Annotated in this window: 12 protein-coding genes; 5 read left to right on the forward strand and 7 right to left on the reverse strand. The window is 70.8% G+C overall.

The window, feature by feature from the left end; translation table 11 throughout:
• Positions 1 to 100 precede the first annotated feature (100 nt).
• From EVJ50_RS11795 to EVJ50_RS11810, 4 genes are all read right to left on the reverse strand, one after another.
• Positions 101 to 1453: a calcium-binding protein gene (locus tag EVJ50_RS11795; protein WP_150884189.1), complete on the reverse strand. Its 1353-nt coding sequence runs from the start codon at positions 1451 to 1453 to the stop codon at positions 101 to 103.
• Positions 1454 to 1596: 143 nt separating this feature from the next.
• On the reverse strand, positions 1597 to 3498 hold the full coding sequence (locus EVJ50_RS11800) for a transglutaminaseTgpA domain-containing protein (RefSeq protein ID WP_150884191.1): 1902 nt from the start codon (positions 3496 to 3498) through the stop codon (positions 1597 to 1599).
• Positions 3495 to 4469: a hypothetical protein gene (locus tag EVJ50_RS11805; protein WP_150884193.1), complete on the reverse strand. Its 975-nt coding sequence runs from the start codon at positions 4467 to 4469 to the stop codon at positions 3495 to 3497. Before EVJ50_RS11805 ends, EVJ50_RS11800 begins: the two co-directional genes overlap by 4 nt.
• Positions 4469 to 5377: a MoxR family ATPase gene (locus EVJ50_RS11810; RefSeq protein ID WP_150884195.1), complete on the reverse strand. Its 909-nt coding sequence runs from the start codon at positions 5375 to 5377 to the stop codon at positions 4469 to 4471. The genes EVJ50_RS11805 and EVJ50_RS11810 overlap by 1 nt, the downstream gene beginning before the upstream one ends.
• A 55-nt stretch (positions 5378 to 5432) precedes the next feature.
• On the opposite strand from EVJ50_RS11810, the gene EVJ50_RS11815 reads away from it, so the two are divergent.
• Positions 5433 to 6554, forward strand: coding sequence for a histidinol-phosphate transaminase (locus EVJ50_RS11815; protein WP_150884197.1), 1122 nt, complete (start codon positions 5433 to 5435; stop codon positions 6552 to 6554).
• Here EVJ50_RS11815 and EVJ50_RS11820 read toward each other — a convergent pair.
• Positions 6506 to 7630 carry a glycosyltransferase gene (locus tag EVJ50_RS11820; RefSeq protein ID WP_150884199.1) on the reverse strand — a complete coding sequence of 375 codons (1125 nt, stop codon included), beginning with the start codon at positions 7628 to 7630 and terminating at the stop codon, positions 6506 to 6508. The genes EVJ50_RS11815 and EVJ50_RS11820 overlap by 49 nt on opposite strands.
• 80 nt (positions 7631 to 7710) lie before the next feature.
• On the opposite strand from EVJ50_RS11820, the gene EVJ50_RS11825 reads away from it, so the two are divergent.
• Positions 7711 to 8475: a hypothetical protein gene (locus EVJ50_RS11825; protein ID WP_225322924.1), complete on the forward strand. Its 765-nt coding sequence runs from the start codon at positions 7711 to 7713 to the stop codon at positions 8473 to 8475.
• Here the strand turns inward: EVJ50_RS11825 and EVJ50_RS11830 are convergent.
• On the reverse strand, positions 8451 to 9371 hold the full coding sequence (locus EVJ50_RS11830; protein ID WP_150884201.1) for an NAD(P)-dependent oxidoreductase: 921 nt from the start codon (positions 9369 to 9371) through the stop codon (positions 8451 to 8453). The two genes, EVJ50_RS11825 and EVJ50_RS11830, sit on opposite strands and share 25 nt — an antisense overlap.
• Positions 9372 to 9450: 79 nt before the next feature.
• Between EVJ50_RS11830 and EVJ50_RS11835 the strand changes: the two genes are divergently transcribed.
• Positions 9451 to 9876: a hypothetical protein gene (locus EVJ50_RS11835; RefSeq protein ID WP_150884203.1), complete on the forward strand. Its 426-nt coding sequence runs from the start codon at positions 9451 to 9453 to the stop codon at positions 9874 to 9876.
• A gap of 17 nt (positions 9877 to 9893) precedes the next feature.
• On the opposite strand, the gene pgk is transcribed toward EVJ50_RS11835, so the two are convergent.
• The gene (pgk, locus tag EVJ50_RS11840) at positions 9894 to 11099 is read right to left on the reverse strand and encodes a phosphoglycerate kinase (RefSeq protein WP_150884205.1); all 1206 of its coding nucleotides are present in this window, start codon (positions 11097 to 11099) and stop codon (positions 9894 to 9896) included.
• A gap of 132 nt (positions 11100 to 11231) precedes the next feature.
• Here pgk and EVJ50_RS11845 point away from each other — a divergent pair, with 132 nt between their 5' ends.
• Both EVJ50_RS11845 and ylqF read left to right on the forward strand, forming a co-directional pair.
• The gene (locus tag EVJ50_RS11845; RefSeq protein ID WP_150884207.1) at positions 11232 to 11615 is read left to right on the forward strand and encodes a universal stress protein; all 384 of its coding nucleotides are present in this window, start codon (positions 11232 to 11234) and stop codon (positions 11613 to 11615) included.
• Complete coding sequence (gene ylqF, locus EVJ50_RS11850) at positions 11615 to 12535, forward strand: ribosome biogenesis GTPase YlqF (RefSeq protein WP_150884208.1); 921 nt, start codon at positions 11615 to 11617, stop codon at positions 12533 to 12535. Before EVJ50_RS11845 ends, ylqF begins: the two co-directional genes overlap by 1 nt.
• Positions 12536 to 12537: the final 2 nt, after the last annotated feature.

Genomic DNA, 12537 nt, shown 5'->3' on the forward strand with positions numbered 1-12537 from the left:
CGCAGTGTACGGAGCTTGACTGCAACTGCCAGAGGTGTCTGGGATGGAGTGTTCACTGGCCCCACATGGTGCTGGCCTGCCTGCACCATGGGAGGAGGCTTCAGAGGATGGTGATCGCTTCGAACCCTCCATCCGGGGTGATGGCGCCAGGGGGAGGCGGATCCTGGAAGATCAGATGCTCGCCCCGCAGATCGGTGAAACCGGCGAGCAGGATCGAGCTGTTGCCGAAGGTGATCAGGGTGTCGCGCCCATTGCCGTAGACGAAGAAACTGCTGCCCTGCTCCTCGAAGCGCAGCCCGTTCTGGAAGACCACCCGATCGCCATCCTGATCGGGGCGGAAATCGAAGATCACGTCCCGCCCTTCATCAAAGCTGTCGTAGATGAACAGATCGGTGCCACCCACCGGTGCGAGCGGATCCGCTGCGCTGGGGTTGGGGAGCACGTAGGTGAGGCTGGCGGGCGATGTGCTGTTGTTGAAATCCGGGAACTGAATCAATGATTCGAATTCAGTCAGAAGCGCTTCGGTGAGAGGTGGCCCCGGTGGCTTGCCAGGATTGGTTTCCAGAGTGGTGACGACTGGATCAAACAGGGAATTGCCAGCCGCATCGAACTGTGGTGCGCTGGCCTGGACCGGCGCGCCGGTTGTGGGGTCGATTTCGATGCGACCTGAGGGTGTTCCGTCCGGGTTGAGGAGAAAAACAGGTCCGAAACTGGTGAACGTCTCAATCGTCGGATCTTCCCCTTCAAATGGGGTATAACTCAGCGCATCAGGAATGCCCTGATACACCGCATTGAAGGCCTCGATCAGGCCTCGTTCCGTGGCGATGGTGACCGACACATCGTTCGGGCCCGGCTGAGGTGGCGGCCCGCCGGCGAGCTGTTCGTTCGTCTGGTTGATCAGATCGAGGGTCACCGGCTCATAGGTGAAGCCCTGCGGCGCCACGGTGGGGTCGATCTGCACCTGCTGCCGGTAGATCTCGAACGTGAGGGGATCACCGATCAGATCCGGCTCCAGGAGGTATTGGAAGTCGCCGTAGATGAAATCGTCGCTCGCACCGCTCACGATCGTGTCGTTGCCGCCGAACACCCGGCCATAGGCATTCACCGCATCACCGAAGATCATGGTGCGACTTCCGGCTGCAGCGGCCGACTCGATCACATCGCTGCCGCCGCGAGCGAAGGGTTTGAGAAATTGCGCATCGCCGATCAGTTCGGTGTACAGGCCCCTGGCGATGAGGCGATCATTGCCGCCCAGCGCATAGAGCATGTTCGCGTCACCCACCAGGCGATCGGTGTTGCCGGCGCCGCCGACAATCGTGTCGTTGCCGCCACCAACGCCCGGCTCCAGGGTGGGGAGGTCGCCTTCCACGTTGTATCGCCGTCGTTCCCCCTCGGCGGAACCGGGTAGCTCAATCGCCTGATTGCCGAGGCCGAGCACGATGGTCTCCGTCATGGATGTCGTCCGTAGACCCCAACCGTAGAAAGAGCTTTCGGCCCGTGCCAGTCGCCGTCGCCACTGGCGCAGATGTCACTCTCCCGTGCAGGACTGTCGTCTCATTCGGAGCACAGCGGGTCCCGCTCCTTGGCGCGTTCTCATCAGTCAGTGGGCGACGAATGGCCGCGCTTCGCCAGCGCATGATCCATGGCTGCGGCGATCTGCCGGCAGCTCCGCCGCCAGCGTTTGCGGCTGGCCGGGTTCACGCCGCCCGGAGCGCAGCGCAGGCGCATGTAATCCCTGGACAGGAGCATCAGGGGCTGGGCCAGATCCGGCCGCTCCTTCGCGCTGCGGCGACAGAAGTGCTCCAGACCTTCGCCCGGTTCCGGCTGCAGTCCGATCGGTTGCAGGCGTGCCAGCAGCCCCTCCAGATCCCGTCGGGGTCCATCGCTGCCTCCAGACGGATCCAGGCCCCGGATCCAGGCCACGGCCAGGGTGGCGCTCAGGGCCAGGCCCGCCACCAGGATCACGCCCTGCCAGGAACGGAATCCCCCCAGCAGTCGGTTCAGCAGGCCGTCCTGGCTCTGGCCGTCGAACTGAACGACCCAGCGGCTCCAGAGGCCATCCAGCCTCCACCAACCCCGCTCCACACCCAGGAGCCAGCCGGGGGTGAAGCGCAACAGCGACAGGTCGTTCGAGCCAGCCAGGGCACCCTGCAGCCCCTGCTCCACCCGTTCGGGCGCCACGAAGCCTGTGGGGTCGATTCGGGTCCAGCCCTGCCGCGGGATCCACACCTCGCTCCAGGCATGGGCGTCACGCTGGCGCACGTCCATGACGCCGGTCGTTCCACCGGCGACGGGGATCCACTCCCCGCCCAGATAACCAACCACAACCCGTGCCGGCAGGCCCGCCGTGCGCATCAGCACCGTGAACGCCGAGGCGTAGTGCTCGCAGAACCCTGCACGAGTGCGGAAGAGGAAGGCGTCAAGAGGAGCCTGCCCCGGAAGTGGTGGTGGTTTGAGCGTGTAGCGGAAGGGTTCGCTGCGGAACAGCCGTGCGGCGGCCTCCACCCGCTCGGTTGGTGGCAGGGTCCGCCCCCACTCCTTGCCAAGGGCCTCAAGACGGGGATTGCTCCCGGGCGGCACCGCCAGGTCCGCCACGGACGGTCGCACGCCACGCCACCAGCTCCCGGCTGGACGTTCATCCGGATCGAAGGTCCCGCTCAGGCCGTAGCGACGCCGTTCGCGACCCGGGCGCAGGCTGATCAGCTCACCGTTCCCGTTCACGGCCACCCCAGGGGTGAGCGGGCGCCCCACGCCTCCCCAGGGGAGCTCGCGGACGGGTGAGGGCTCCACGGTCCAGAGCTGATCCACCACTCCGGCACGGTTGGTGGTGGGAATCTGCATCAGCTGGGAGGAGGTCAACGGTCGTCGCTGGCTCCAACGGCGACCGTTGAACCCATCAAGGGCCATCACCCGCCAGTACCGCTGGTTGGGCGGCGGCACGGAACCATGCAGCAGTTCGATTCGCAGCGCTGGCGAGGGGTCCTGCACCAGATTGGTGATCGAGCCGGGATCCAGCTGCGCCGACAGGCCCGTGCTGCCCATGCCCCCGAACGGGACCGACCAGAGCGGCCCCATCCGCGGCAGGAACAGGAACAGCAGCAGCATCAACGGCAGGGTTCCGGCCAGGAGCCGCAGAGCGAGCGCCAGCAGCCGGCGCCAGCGCAGTGCGGAGCCGCTTTCCAGCGCCAGCAGGCCCAGCAGGATCAGCAGGGCCGTGGCTCCCTGCAGGAGGCTCGTGGCCAGGCCCGGCTCCAGAACCGCCAGCACCCCCACCAGCACCATCTGGGCGAGAGCGCCATGGCGCAGGTCGCGCGCCCTGCCGCTCTCACGCCACTTGAGCACCAGCAGCAGAAGCAGCATCCAGCCCCCCCAGGTGAGGGGGGTGAGAGCCGTGGCGAGCAGCTGCAGGGCGAGGGCTGCGAGTGTCACCAGCTGCAGCCGGCGGCAGCGGCGCACTCCGCTGGCGGCGTCGGGTGCGTTGGTCAGGGCCCGGTTCATCGGCCACCGTCCCAGAGGGCCAGAGCCCGCAGACAGCGGTCGCGATGGTCGCGGCCGCGGGATGGAGCCAGGTGCGACCCACCCAGCTGCAGCCCATAGGCCCCTTCTCCGTGACTGAGCGTCCAGATGCGGTCGCTCAGCGCCTTGAGTCCGTTCTCCAGAGACAGCTCCGATGCGGGGGCCAGAAGCGGTGCCGGCGGCAACGGATCGCCGAACTGTTTGCTGAAGCGCTCTCCGCTGCGGGCCAGTTGCTTCCAGGCCAGGCGGGACAGGCCTTCCTCCAGGCGGTGGGGGGCCAGATCCGTGAACTCTTCGCTGCCGCTGCTCATCTCACGGCCGGCCATGCCGGACTGCGTCGCTCCCTCCCGGCCGAGCTCCCGCACTGGCCCATGCCGCCGGGCTGGATACACCAGCTGGGCGGCATCGGGCTCCCAGACGCCCCAGCAATAGAACAGGCCCAGGGGAGCCGTGGTGGCGATGCGGAGCCGTCCCGGCCGCTGCCAGCCGCGGCGAGACGGATTCCACGGCAGCGCCAGAGCCAGGCGCCCTGCCGGCAGCATCAGGTCCTGATCCAGCGGGGTATCGCTCGGTTCCGCCGGCGCCCGGCCCGGGGGGGGAGTGAGGCGGATCCGCACCGGCCCCCTGCTCTCGGGGCTGTGGATCTCCAGCGGGTAGAGCAGGGTCTGATCCGCGAAGCCCGGTTCCGGCCGGCCGCTTTCCAGGCGCACACCCTGAAGGGTGAACTGGGTCAGGGGCATCACCAGGAGGAACACCCCCACCCCCAGGTAGGCCAGCAGCAGGGGCCCGCTGCTGCCGCCATTGATCCCCAGCAGATAGAGCACCACGCAGGTGAGCAGCCAGAGCCAGCCGAAGCGGCTCGGCAGAATGAACAGATTGCGGCGGCCCAGCGTCAACGCCGGCCCGCGACGGGGGCGAATCCAGCTCCGCTCGATGCGATCGATCAGCCCCATCAGCGGAGCCCATCCACCGCGGTCAGCAGCTTCGGGCTCCAGTGGGCGCCGTTCTCCTCGGGCCGACCGCCATCGAGCCGGTGTTCGCACACCGCTTCCATCACCTCCTGCACGTCGTTGATGGTCACGTAGGCCCGTTCCTCCAGCAGCGACCAGGCCCGGGCGCAGCGGAGCAGCGCCTGGCTGGCCCGTGGGGAGAGCGGCGCATGGCCCCGGCCCCGTTCGCGGCTCACGGCCACCAGATCCAGCAGGTAGTCGATCACTGTCTCCGAGGCGTGCTGGCGGCCCACCTGCTGCTGCAGGCTGCGCAGTTCACCGGCAGGAATCAGTTCGCCGAGGCTGTTCAGATCGTGCTGCTGGCCGCTGAGCAGCTCCCGCTCGGCCCGGCGCGGCGGGAAGCCGAGGCTGAGGCGCATCTCGAAGCGATCGAGCTGGGATTCGGGCAGGGGCGAGGTGCCGCCCTGGTCCAGACCGTTCTGGGTGGCGATCACGAAGAAGGGCCGGGGCAGGTCGTGGCTGGTGCCGTCGACGCTGACGCGGCCGCTGGCCATGGCCTCCAGCAGGGCGCTCTGGGTGCGGGGGCTGGCCCGGTTGATCTCATCGGCCAGCAGCACCTGGCTGAACACCGGTCCCGGCTCGAAGCGGAAGGCCCCCTTGCCCTGATCGAAGAGGCGCAGTCCGGTGAGGTCGGCGGGGAGCAGGTCGCTGGTGAAGTGCACCCGCTGGAAGGCGAGCCCGAAGCTGCGGGCCAGGGCCTCGGCGAGGGTGGTCTTGCCCACGCCGGGCAGGTCTTCGATCAACAGATGGCCCCCCGCCAGCAGGCAGGTCACCGCCAGACGCACCGGCCGCTCCTTGCCCAGCAGCACACCGTTGATCTGCTCCAGCAGGGGAGCGATCCGCTCAGCCATCCCCGGTGCGGGTCATTCTGATCCTCATCCTGACGGGGCAACGCCCGGCCCGGCCATGCACAGCCCCGATCCCCTGCGTCACGGCGGCAACCGCTGGCAGGTGGCCGCGGCACTGGGCTGCCGGCCGGAGGCGCTGCTCGATGCCAGCGCCTCCCTGGTGCCCTTCGGGCCGCCGGCCTCCGTGCGCCGCGCGCTGCACCGCGCCCTGCGCGGGCCCGCCCTCCGGGCCTACCCGGACCGTGGCCACACGGCTCTGCGAGCGGCGCTGGCGGCCCATCACGGCCTGCCGCCCGAGATGCTGCTGCCCGGCAACGGCGCCGCCGAGCTGTTCACCTGGGCCGCCCGAGACGCGGCGGCGGCGGGGCTCAACCTGCTGCCCCAGCCCGGCTTTGCGGATTACGACCGCGCTCTGGCCTGCTGGGGTGCGGCCCCGTGCCGCTGGAACGCCATGCCCGGAGCGGCCCTGCCGCCGGAGCGTCTCAGTGATGGGGCCGCCCCGCCCGATGGGGCCGCCACCGTGCTGTGGATCTGCAACCCCCACAACCCCACCGGCGCCCTCTGGCGGCGGGAAGCGCTGCTGCCACTGCTCGAGCGCCATGCCCTGGTGGTCTGCGACGAGGCCTTTCTGCCCCTGGTGCCCGGCGGCGAGGCCCACTCCCTGGTGCCCCTGGTGCCCGGGCACGAGAATCTGGTGGTGATCCGCAGCCTCACCAAGCTGCTGGCGGTTCCGGGGCTGCGGCTGGGCTATGCGGTGGCGTCACCCGCGCGGTTGCAGCGCTGGGCGGGCTGGCGGGATCCCTGGCCCGTGAACGGTCTGGCCGCGGCGGTGGCCCAGCCGGCCCTGGCCGACGGGCGCTGGCTCCGGCGGGTGCAGGCCTGGGTGGCCCGCGAAGGCCCCTGGCTGCAGCGGCAGCTGGCGGCGTTGCCGGACCTCGAGCCGCTCCCCACCTCGGCCAATTTCCTGCTGCTCCGCGGGGCGCAGTCGCTGGAGCCGCTGCGCGGCCGGCTCGAGCGGGAGCATCGGGTGCTCCTGCGCAGCTGCCGCTCCTTCACGGGGCTCGGGCCCAGCTGGTTGCGTCTGAGCCTGCAGGATCGGGCCGGCAACCGCCGGCTGCTGCGGGCTCTGCGTCAGGCGACCGCTTCCACCAGGTCGGCCAGCAGGTCGGCCAGGCGCTGATCGGCGTCCCGTACGGCCAGCTCCGCCATGCCCTGCCGCATCCGCTCCAGGGGATCCTGGTCTGACTGCGCGCTGGCCGCTGTGGCGCGGTGTCCCTCCCGACCGGCCCATGCCGGGAGGCGGCTCGCCAGCAGATGGCGCAGGGCCTGCTCCAGAGCCGAAGCCTCGGCCGCGTGCTGCCAGACGATCACGGCCGCTCCCAGGGCGGCGGCGGCGGCGGCGTTGGCGTCCTGATGGCGATCGGCCGCCTGCGGGAAGGGCACCAGGATCGCGGGCGTGCCGCACACGGCCAGCTCGCTCAGGCTGCCGGCGCCGGCCCGGCTCACGGCCAGATCCGCGTGCTGCAGCAGGGCCGGTATGGCGTCGCTGAAGTCGCGCTCGGCCAGCAGGGGGTGCCTGAGCCGGCCGCGCTCCGGGTCCACCGGGCCGGTGAGATGCACCACCCGGCAGCCGGCCTCCAGCAGGCCCGGCAGCAGCGGTCGCACCATCCGGTTCAGGCCCACGGCTCCCTGGCTGCCGCCCATCACCAGCAGCAGCGGACCCTCACCAGGCGGCACCCAGTCCGGCAGGGGATGGGCGCTCAGGAACTCGCGCCGCACCGGTGTGCCGGTCACGATCGGGCGGGCCGTCTCCAGGCGTTCGGTGGCCTGGGGCAGGCCCACCGCCACGCGCGAACAGAAGCGCCCCAGCAGCCGCGTCACCCGGCCGGGGATCGCATTGGATTCGTGCAGCACCACCTGCTTGCCGCACCAGCGGGCGGCCAGGATCGCGGGCGCGGCGATGTAGCCGCCCGTGCTGAAGACCACATCGATCCGCTGACGGCGGATCAGCCGCCGCACCGTGACCGCCGAGCCGAGCAGGCGCAGCAGCTGCACCAGCTTGCGCAGGCCCCGGCCCTGCAGACCCCCCACGGAGATGGTGTGCAGCGGGTACCGCTCCGGCACCAGGCTGGTCTCCAACCGGTCCGGCACCCCCAGCCACTGGCAGTCCCAGTCGGCGGGGCGGGCCTCGGCGACCGCGAGGGCGGGAAACAGGTGACCGCCCGTGCCGCTGGCGGCGATCAGAAGCCGGGCCATGAGCCTGCCGGTGTTGCCGACGCTGCGGCACGCAATCAGAGCGCGCCTAACTTACGCCTTTCGTTCCCAGCGGCTTGCCTGTGCCTCGCCTCCTGCCCGCTCTGCTGCTCGGTGTGGCCCTCGGCGGTGTGCCGTCGCTGTCGATGCCTGGCCTGGCGGCGGCCCCGACGCAATCGCAGGCAGAGATCGCCCGCCTGTCGCTGGCTCTCCAGCAGGCCCTGAACGACCCCTCCGACACCGCTCTGGAGGCCCTTCTCGCCTCCCCGGACAGTCAGGCCTCGCTGCTCGAGCGCCGGAGGGCGTTCCTCAAGCGCTTCCCGGAGGCCCGCTGGCAGGTCACCCCTGGCGGGGCGCTGGCCGACGGGCGCGACAGCCTGAAGGTGTCGGTGCGGGGTACGCGTGAGGACGGACCGATCCGCTACCGGATGCAGGCCAGCCAGCGGCTGGCCATCCGCAGCCAAGGCGGCCGTCTGCTGGAGCAGGAGGTGATCGAGGAGCAGTCGCTGATGCGCAGCGGCGACACGCCGCCGCCGGTGTCCGTGCGGATTCCGGATGCGGTGCTCACCGGCTCCCGCTACGACGTCGACGTGGTGTTCGAGACCCCGCTGGACGGGGCCCTGGTGGCCGGTGGCCTGGTGACCCTCACCGATGCCCAGTGGCAGCAGCAGGACCAGCCCGAGATTCAGCTCGGTCCCCTGGGCGGAGGCGGATTGTTCAAGAGCGTGCGTGCCCCCCTGACGGAGGGCCATCAGAACTGGGCGGCGCTGCTGGTGCACCCGGAGGGAATCGTGACCGTGGGCAAGCGGGTCCGCGTGGTGGATCAGCGCGATCGGCTCGAGCTCTGATCGGAACCGTCGCCGCCGCGCTCGGGGCCGTCGCCCCCGATCCCCCGCATCAGCGCGGAGACATCCTCGTCGCCATGGCCGGCCGCGATGAGCTCCGCTTCCAGCCGGGCCACCAGCCGGGTCACCGGCAGCGGCAGATCGCCGGCCGCCGCCAGGGCGATGCCAAGGTCCTTGTGGTGGAGGGTCAGCCGGAAGCCGAGTGGAAAGCGGCGCGCCAGCATTCCCTTGGCCCGATGATCCAGGGCCCAGGAGCCGGCGGCGCCGCTGGAGAGGGCCGCGATCACCTGTTCCATCGGCAGACCCAGCCGCTCGCCGAGGGCCATGGCTTCGGCCACGGCGGCGTAGCTGCCGGCCACCAGCACCTGGTTCACGGCCTTGGCCTCCTGGCCGGCCCCCACCGGTCCCAGGTGGCTGATGCGCCCGCCCACGATCTCCAGCAGCGGTCGGGCCCGCTCCAGGTCTTCGGCTCGGCCTCCGACCAGCACCGACAGGGTGCCCGCCGCGGCCCCCTCCGTGCCGCCGGTGACGGGGGCATCGATGTAGTGCACCCCGAGTGGCTCCAGGCTCGCCGCCATCCGCCGGCTGGTCGCAGGGGCGATGGTGGAGAAGTCGATCACCAGGCTGCCGGTCTGCAGAGCTGGCCGCGCCTGCTGCAACACGGTCTCCACCGCGGCGTCGTCGCTCAGGCAGAGGCCGACCAGCCGGCAGCCGGCGGCCAGCTCGGCGGGATTTGCCGCGCGGCGGGCACCGGCCACCGCCAGGGGGCGCTCCCGCTCACGGGAACGGTTGTGCACCCACAGCGACACTCCGGCCTGCAGCCATCGCTGCGCCATTGGAGCTCCGAGGGCACCGAGGCCGATGAAGCCCGCCAGCGGCAGGCGGTCAGATCCGGTCATGGCTGCGCCTGCGCTCAGTTGGAGGGGAGGCGCAACAGCCTCGCAAGCTGAGGTCTGAACGCACCCTTCAGCTGGTCCCATGCCCCACATCCGCCACTTGCCGCCTCAGCCACGGAGCTGGCTCGCTCCCGTCGCCATGGCGGTGGCGCTGGCCTGCTCGCCCGCTGCGATGGCGCAGCAGGAGCGGGGCGGCCGCCCCAGCCTCACGGAGGAGCAGAAGCAGGCCCTGTTCGAGGCCCGCCGCGACTGGGTGCTCGACAGCCATGACCGGCGCCGCAGCATCCTCGACAGCGCGCAGCGATGCGTGCAGGATGCTGCGACTCCCGAGGCCATGAAGGCCTGCCGCCGCAGCTCCGGCGAGGCGATGCGGGACCTGGCCCTGGACAGGCGTGAACGGATGAACGCGGTGCGCAGCCGCCTGGGGCTGCCGGAGCGATCGGGTGAGGGTCGAACCGGGCCCGGCCGACGGGGACGCCGCGGCGGGCCCGGTCCGGAGAGCCTCTGAGGGGCCCTGCCTGCGACTCAGGCGTCGTCGAGCGCGGCGACGCCGGGCAGCACCTTGCCTTCCAGCAGCTCCAGGCTGGCCCCACCGCCGGTGGAGATGTGGCTCATCTTCTCGGCCAGACCCGCCTTCTCCACAGCGGCCACCGAGTCGCCGCCGCCGATGATCGTGCAGCAGCCGCTGCCGCTCAGTTCCGCCAGGGTGGTGGCGATGGCGTTGGTGCCGTTGGCGAAGCGGTCGAACTCGAACACACCCATCGGTCCGTTCCAGATCACCGTCTTGCAGTCGGCCAGGGCCTTCTGGAACAGGGCCACCGAGTCGGGACCGATGTCCAGCCCCATCCAGCCGTCGGGGATGGCGTCGATGCCGCTCACCTGGCTGGCCGCATCGGGCGAGAAGCTGTCGGCCAGCACCACGTCGCTGGGCAGCAGAAGCTCCACACCCTTGGCCTTGGCCTTGGCCTCCAGCTCGCGGGCCAGATCCAGCTTGTCCTCCTCGACGAGGCTCTTGCCCACCGCCAGGCCGCGCGCCTTGTAGAAGGTGAAGATCATGCCGCCGCCGATCAGCACCTTGTCGCACTTGTCGATCAGGGCCTCGAGCACGCCGATCTTGCTGCTCACCTTCGAGCCGCCCACGATCGCCGCCAGAGGACGCTTCGGGTCATCCACAGCACCCTGCAGGTACTGCAGCTCCTTCTCCATCAGATAGCCGGCCACACTCTGGCTCAGCAGGCGGGCCACGCCCTCGGTGGAGGCGTGGGCACGGTGGGCCGCGCCGAAGGCGTCGTTGACGTACACATCGGCCAGGGCCGCGAGGCTGCCGGCGAAGGCCGCGTCGTTGGCCTCCTCGGCGGCGTGGAAGCGCACGTTCTCCAGCAGCAGCACATCGCCGTCCGCCATGGCGCCCACCTTAGCCTCCGCTTCGGCGCCGATGCAGTCATCCGTCTTGGTCACCGGCTGACCGAGCAGCTCGGCCAGGCGGGCCGCCACCGGCGTCAGCCGCATGCTCTCGTTCACCTTGCCCTTGGGGCGGCCGAAGTGGGCGGCCAGGATCACCCGGGCCCCCTTGCCGCTGAGGTCGCGGATGGTGGGAAGGGCGGCACGGATGCGGGTGTCATCGGTGATGGCGCCGGCCTCATTGAGCGGCACATTGAAATCGACCCGCACCAGCACCCGTTTGCCCCGCAGTTGGTCGTCGCTGAGGCTGGCCAGGGATCGTTTCGTCATGGAGGTGGCGGTGCTGTGTTAAGGGCGGGGGCGACATTACCCCCCCGCCCCGGGCGCGCCAGCCCGCGCCTGCCCCGGGGGACCCCCGGGGCAGCAGCAGGAAGAATGGAGAGGTGTCGGTGACTGAACGCCATGTTCGCCACGGTTCTGCTGCCCATCGACCGCAGCCGCGAGGCGGCGGAGGCCAGCACCCGGGCGCTTGAGCTCGCCCGCGAGCACGGCAGCCGGGTGGTGCTGCTGGCGGTGGTGGAGGCCGAGCGCGAAGCGATGCAGGACCCGGCCCGGGTGGCCGAACTGCTCGAGCGCGCCCGCCAGCCCTTCGCCGCGGCCTCGATTGCCTGCGAGGTGCTGGAGCGGGAGGGCAAGCCGGCGTTCGTGATCTGCGATGTGGCCGATGAGATCGACGCTGATCTGATCGTGATGAGCACCCGTGGCGTCAGCATCGAGGAGGACGAACACAGCACCGCCAGCCGTGTGATCCAGCTCTCCCCGTGTCCGGTGCTGGTGGTGCCCTGATGAGCGGATCCCCGATCCAGTGGTATCCGGGGCACATCGCCAGGGCGGAACGCCAGCTGCGCGATCAGATCGACCGGGTGGACCTGGTGATCGAGGTGCGCGATGCCCGCATCCCGCTCGCCACCTCCCACCCCCGCCTCGGGCGCTGGCTGCAGGGCCGGCGTCATCTGCTGGTGCTCAACCGGCGCGACATGGTGACCATGGCCGCCCGGCAGGCCTGGGACCGCTGGTTCCGCGGCCAGGGCCTGCCGCCCTGCTGGTGTGATGCCCGCGCCGGCGGCGGGGTGAAGGCCCTGCAACAGGCCGCGATCGACAGTGGCCGGGCCCTGAACGAACGGCGGAGCAGGAGGGGCATGCGCCCGCGGCCGGTGCGGGCGCTCACGCTGGGTTTCCCCAACGTGGGCAAATCGGCCCTGATCAACCGGCTGGTGGGGCAGCGGGTGGTGGCCAGCGCCCGCCGGGCGGGGGTGACCCGCAGCCTGCGCTGGGTGCGCCTCGGGCAGGACCTCGACCTGCTCGATGCCCCCGGCGTGCTGCCGCCGCGGCTGGACGACCAGAACGCGGCTCTGAGCCTGGCCTTCTGCGACGACATCGGCCAGGCCTCCTACGACGTGGAGCAGGTGGCCCTGGCCTTCCTGGCGCGCCTCGATCGGCTGCAGGCCGCCGTCGCCGCTCCGGATCCCGCCGCGCTCCTGGAGAAGCGCTACGGCCTGCCGGGCCCGACCGCGGCGCGGGAGCGGGCCGAGTGGCTGCAACGGGCCGCCGATCGGCACACCAGCGGCGATCCCGCCCGCATGGCCCAGCGCCTGCTCGATGACTTCCGGCGTCTGGTGCTGGGGCCGATGGCGCTGGAATGGCCACCCGAGCCGGCGGCGCAACGGGAGCCGGAGCCCGGGCCGCCGCCGGATCCAGAGCCGTGAGC

Source organism: Synechococcus sp. RSCCF101 (genome assembly GCF_008807075.1).
Classification (GTDB): Bacteria; Cyanobacteriota; Cyanobacteriia; order PCC-6307; family Cyanobiaceae; genus RSCCF101.

What these genes read in the sequence shown, in the direction of transcription:
- pgk (WP_150884205.1), bottom strand. Translation starts at nt 11,099, where the DNA reads ATGACGAAACGATCCCTGGCCAGCCTCAGCGACGACCAACTGCGGGGC.
- EVJ50_RS11820 (WP_150884199.1), bottom strand. Translation starts at nt 7,630, where the DNA reads ATGGCCCGGCTTCTGATCGCCGCCAGCGGCACGGGCGGTCACCTGTTT.
- EVJ50_RS11845 (WP_150884207.1), top strand. Translation starts at nt 11,232, where the DNA reads ATGTTCGCCACGGTTCTGCTGCCCATCGACCGCAGCCGCGAGGCGGCG.
- EVJ50_RS11795 (WP_150884189.1), bottom strand. Translation starts at nt 1,453, where the DNA reads ATGACGGAGACCATCGTGCTCGGCCTCGGCAATCAGGCGATTGAGCTA.
- EVJ50_RS11815 (WP_150884197.1), top strand. Translation starts at nt 5,433, where the DNA reads ATGCACAGCCCCGATCCCCTGCGTCACGGCGGCAACCGCTGGCAGGTG.
- EVJ50_RS11835 (WP_150884203.1), top strand. Translation starts at nt 9,451, where the DNA reads ATGCCCCACATCCGCCACTTGCCGCCTCAGCCACGGAGCTGGCTCGCT.
- EVJ50_RS11800 (WP_150884191.1), bottom strand. Translation starts at nt 3,498, where the DNA reads ATGAACCGGGCCCTGACCAACGCACCCGACGCCGCCAGCGGAGTGCGC.
- EVJ50_RS11805 (WP_150884193.1), bottom strand. Translation starts at nt 4,469, where the DNA reads ATGGGGCTGATCGATCGCATCGAGCGGAGCTGGATTCGCCCCCGTCGC.
- EVJ50_RS11830 (WP_150884201.1), bottom strand. Translation starts at nt 9,371, where the DNA reads ATGACCGGATCTGACCGCCTGCCGCTGGCGGGCTTCATCGGCCTCGGT.
- ylqF (WP_150884208.1), top strand. Translation starts at nt 11,615, where the DNA reads ATGAGCGGATCCCCGATCCAGTGGTATCCGGGGCACATCGCCAGGGCG.
- EVJ50_RS11810 (WP_150884195.1), bottom strand. Translation starts at nt 5,377, where the DNA reads ATGGCTGAGCGGATCGCTCCCCTGCTGGAGCAGATCAACGGTGTGCTG.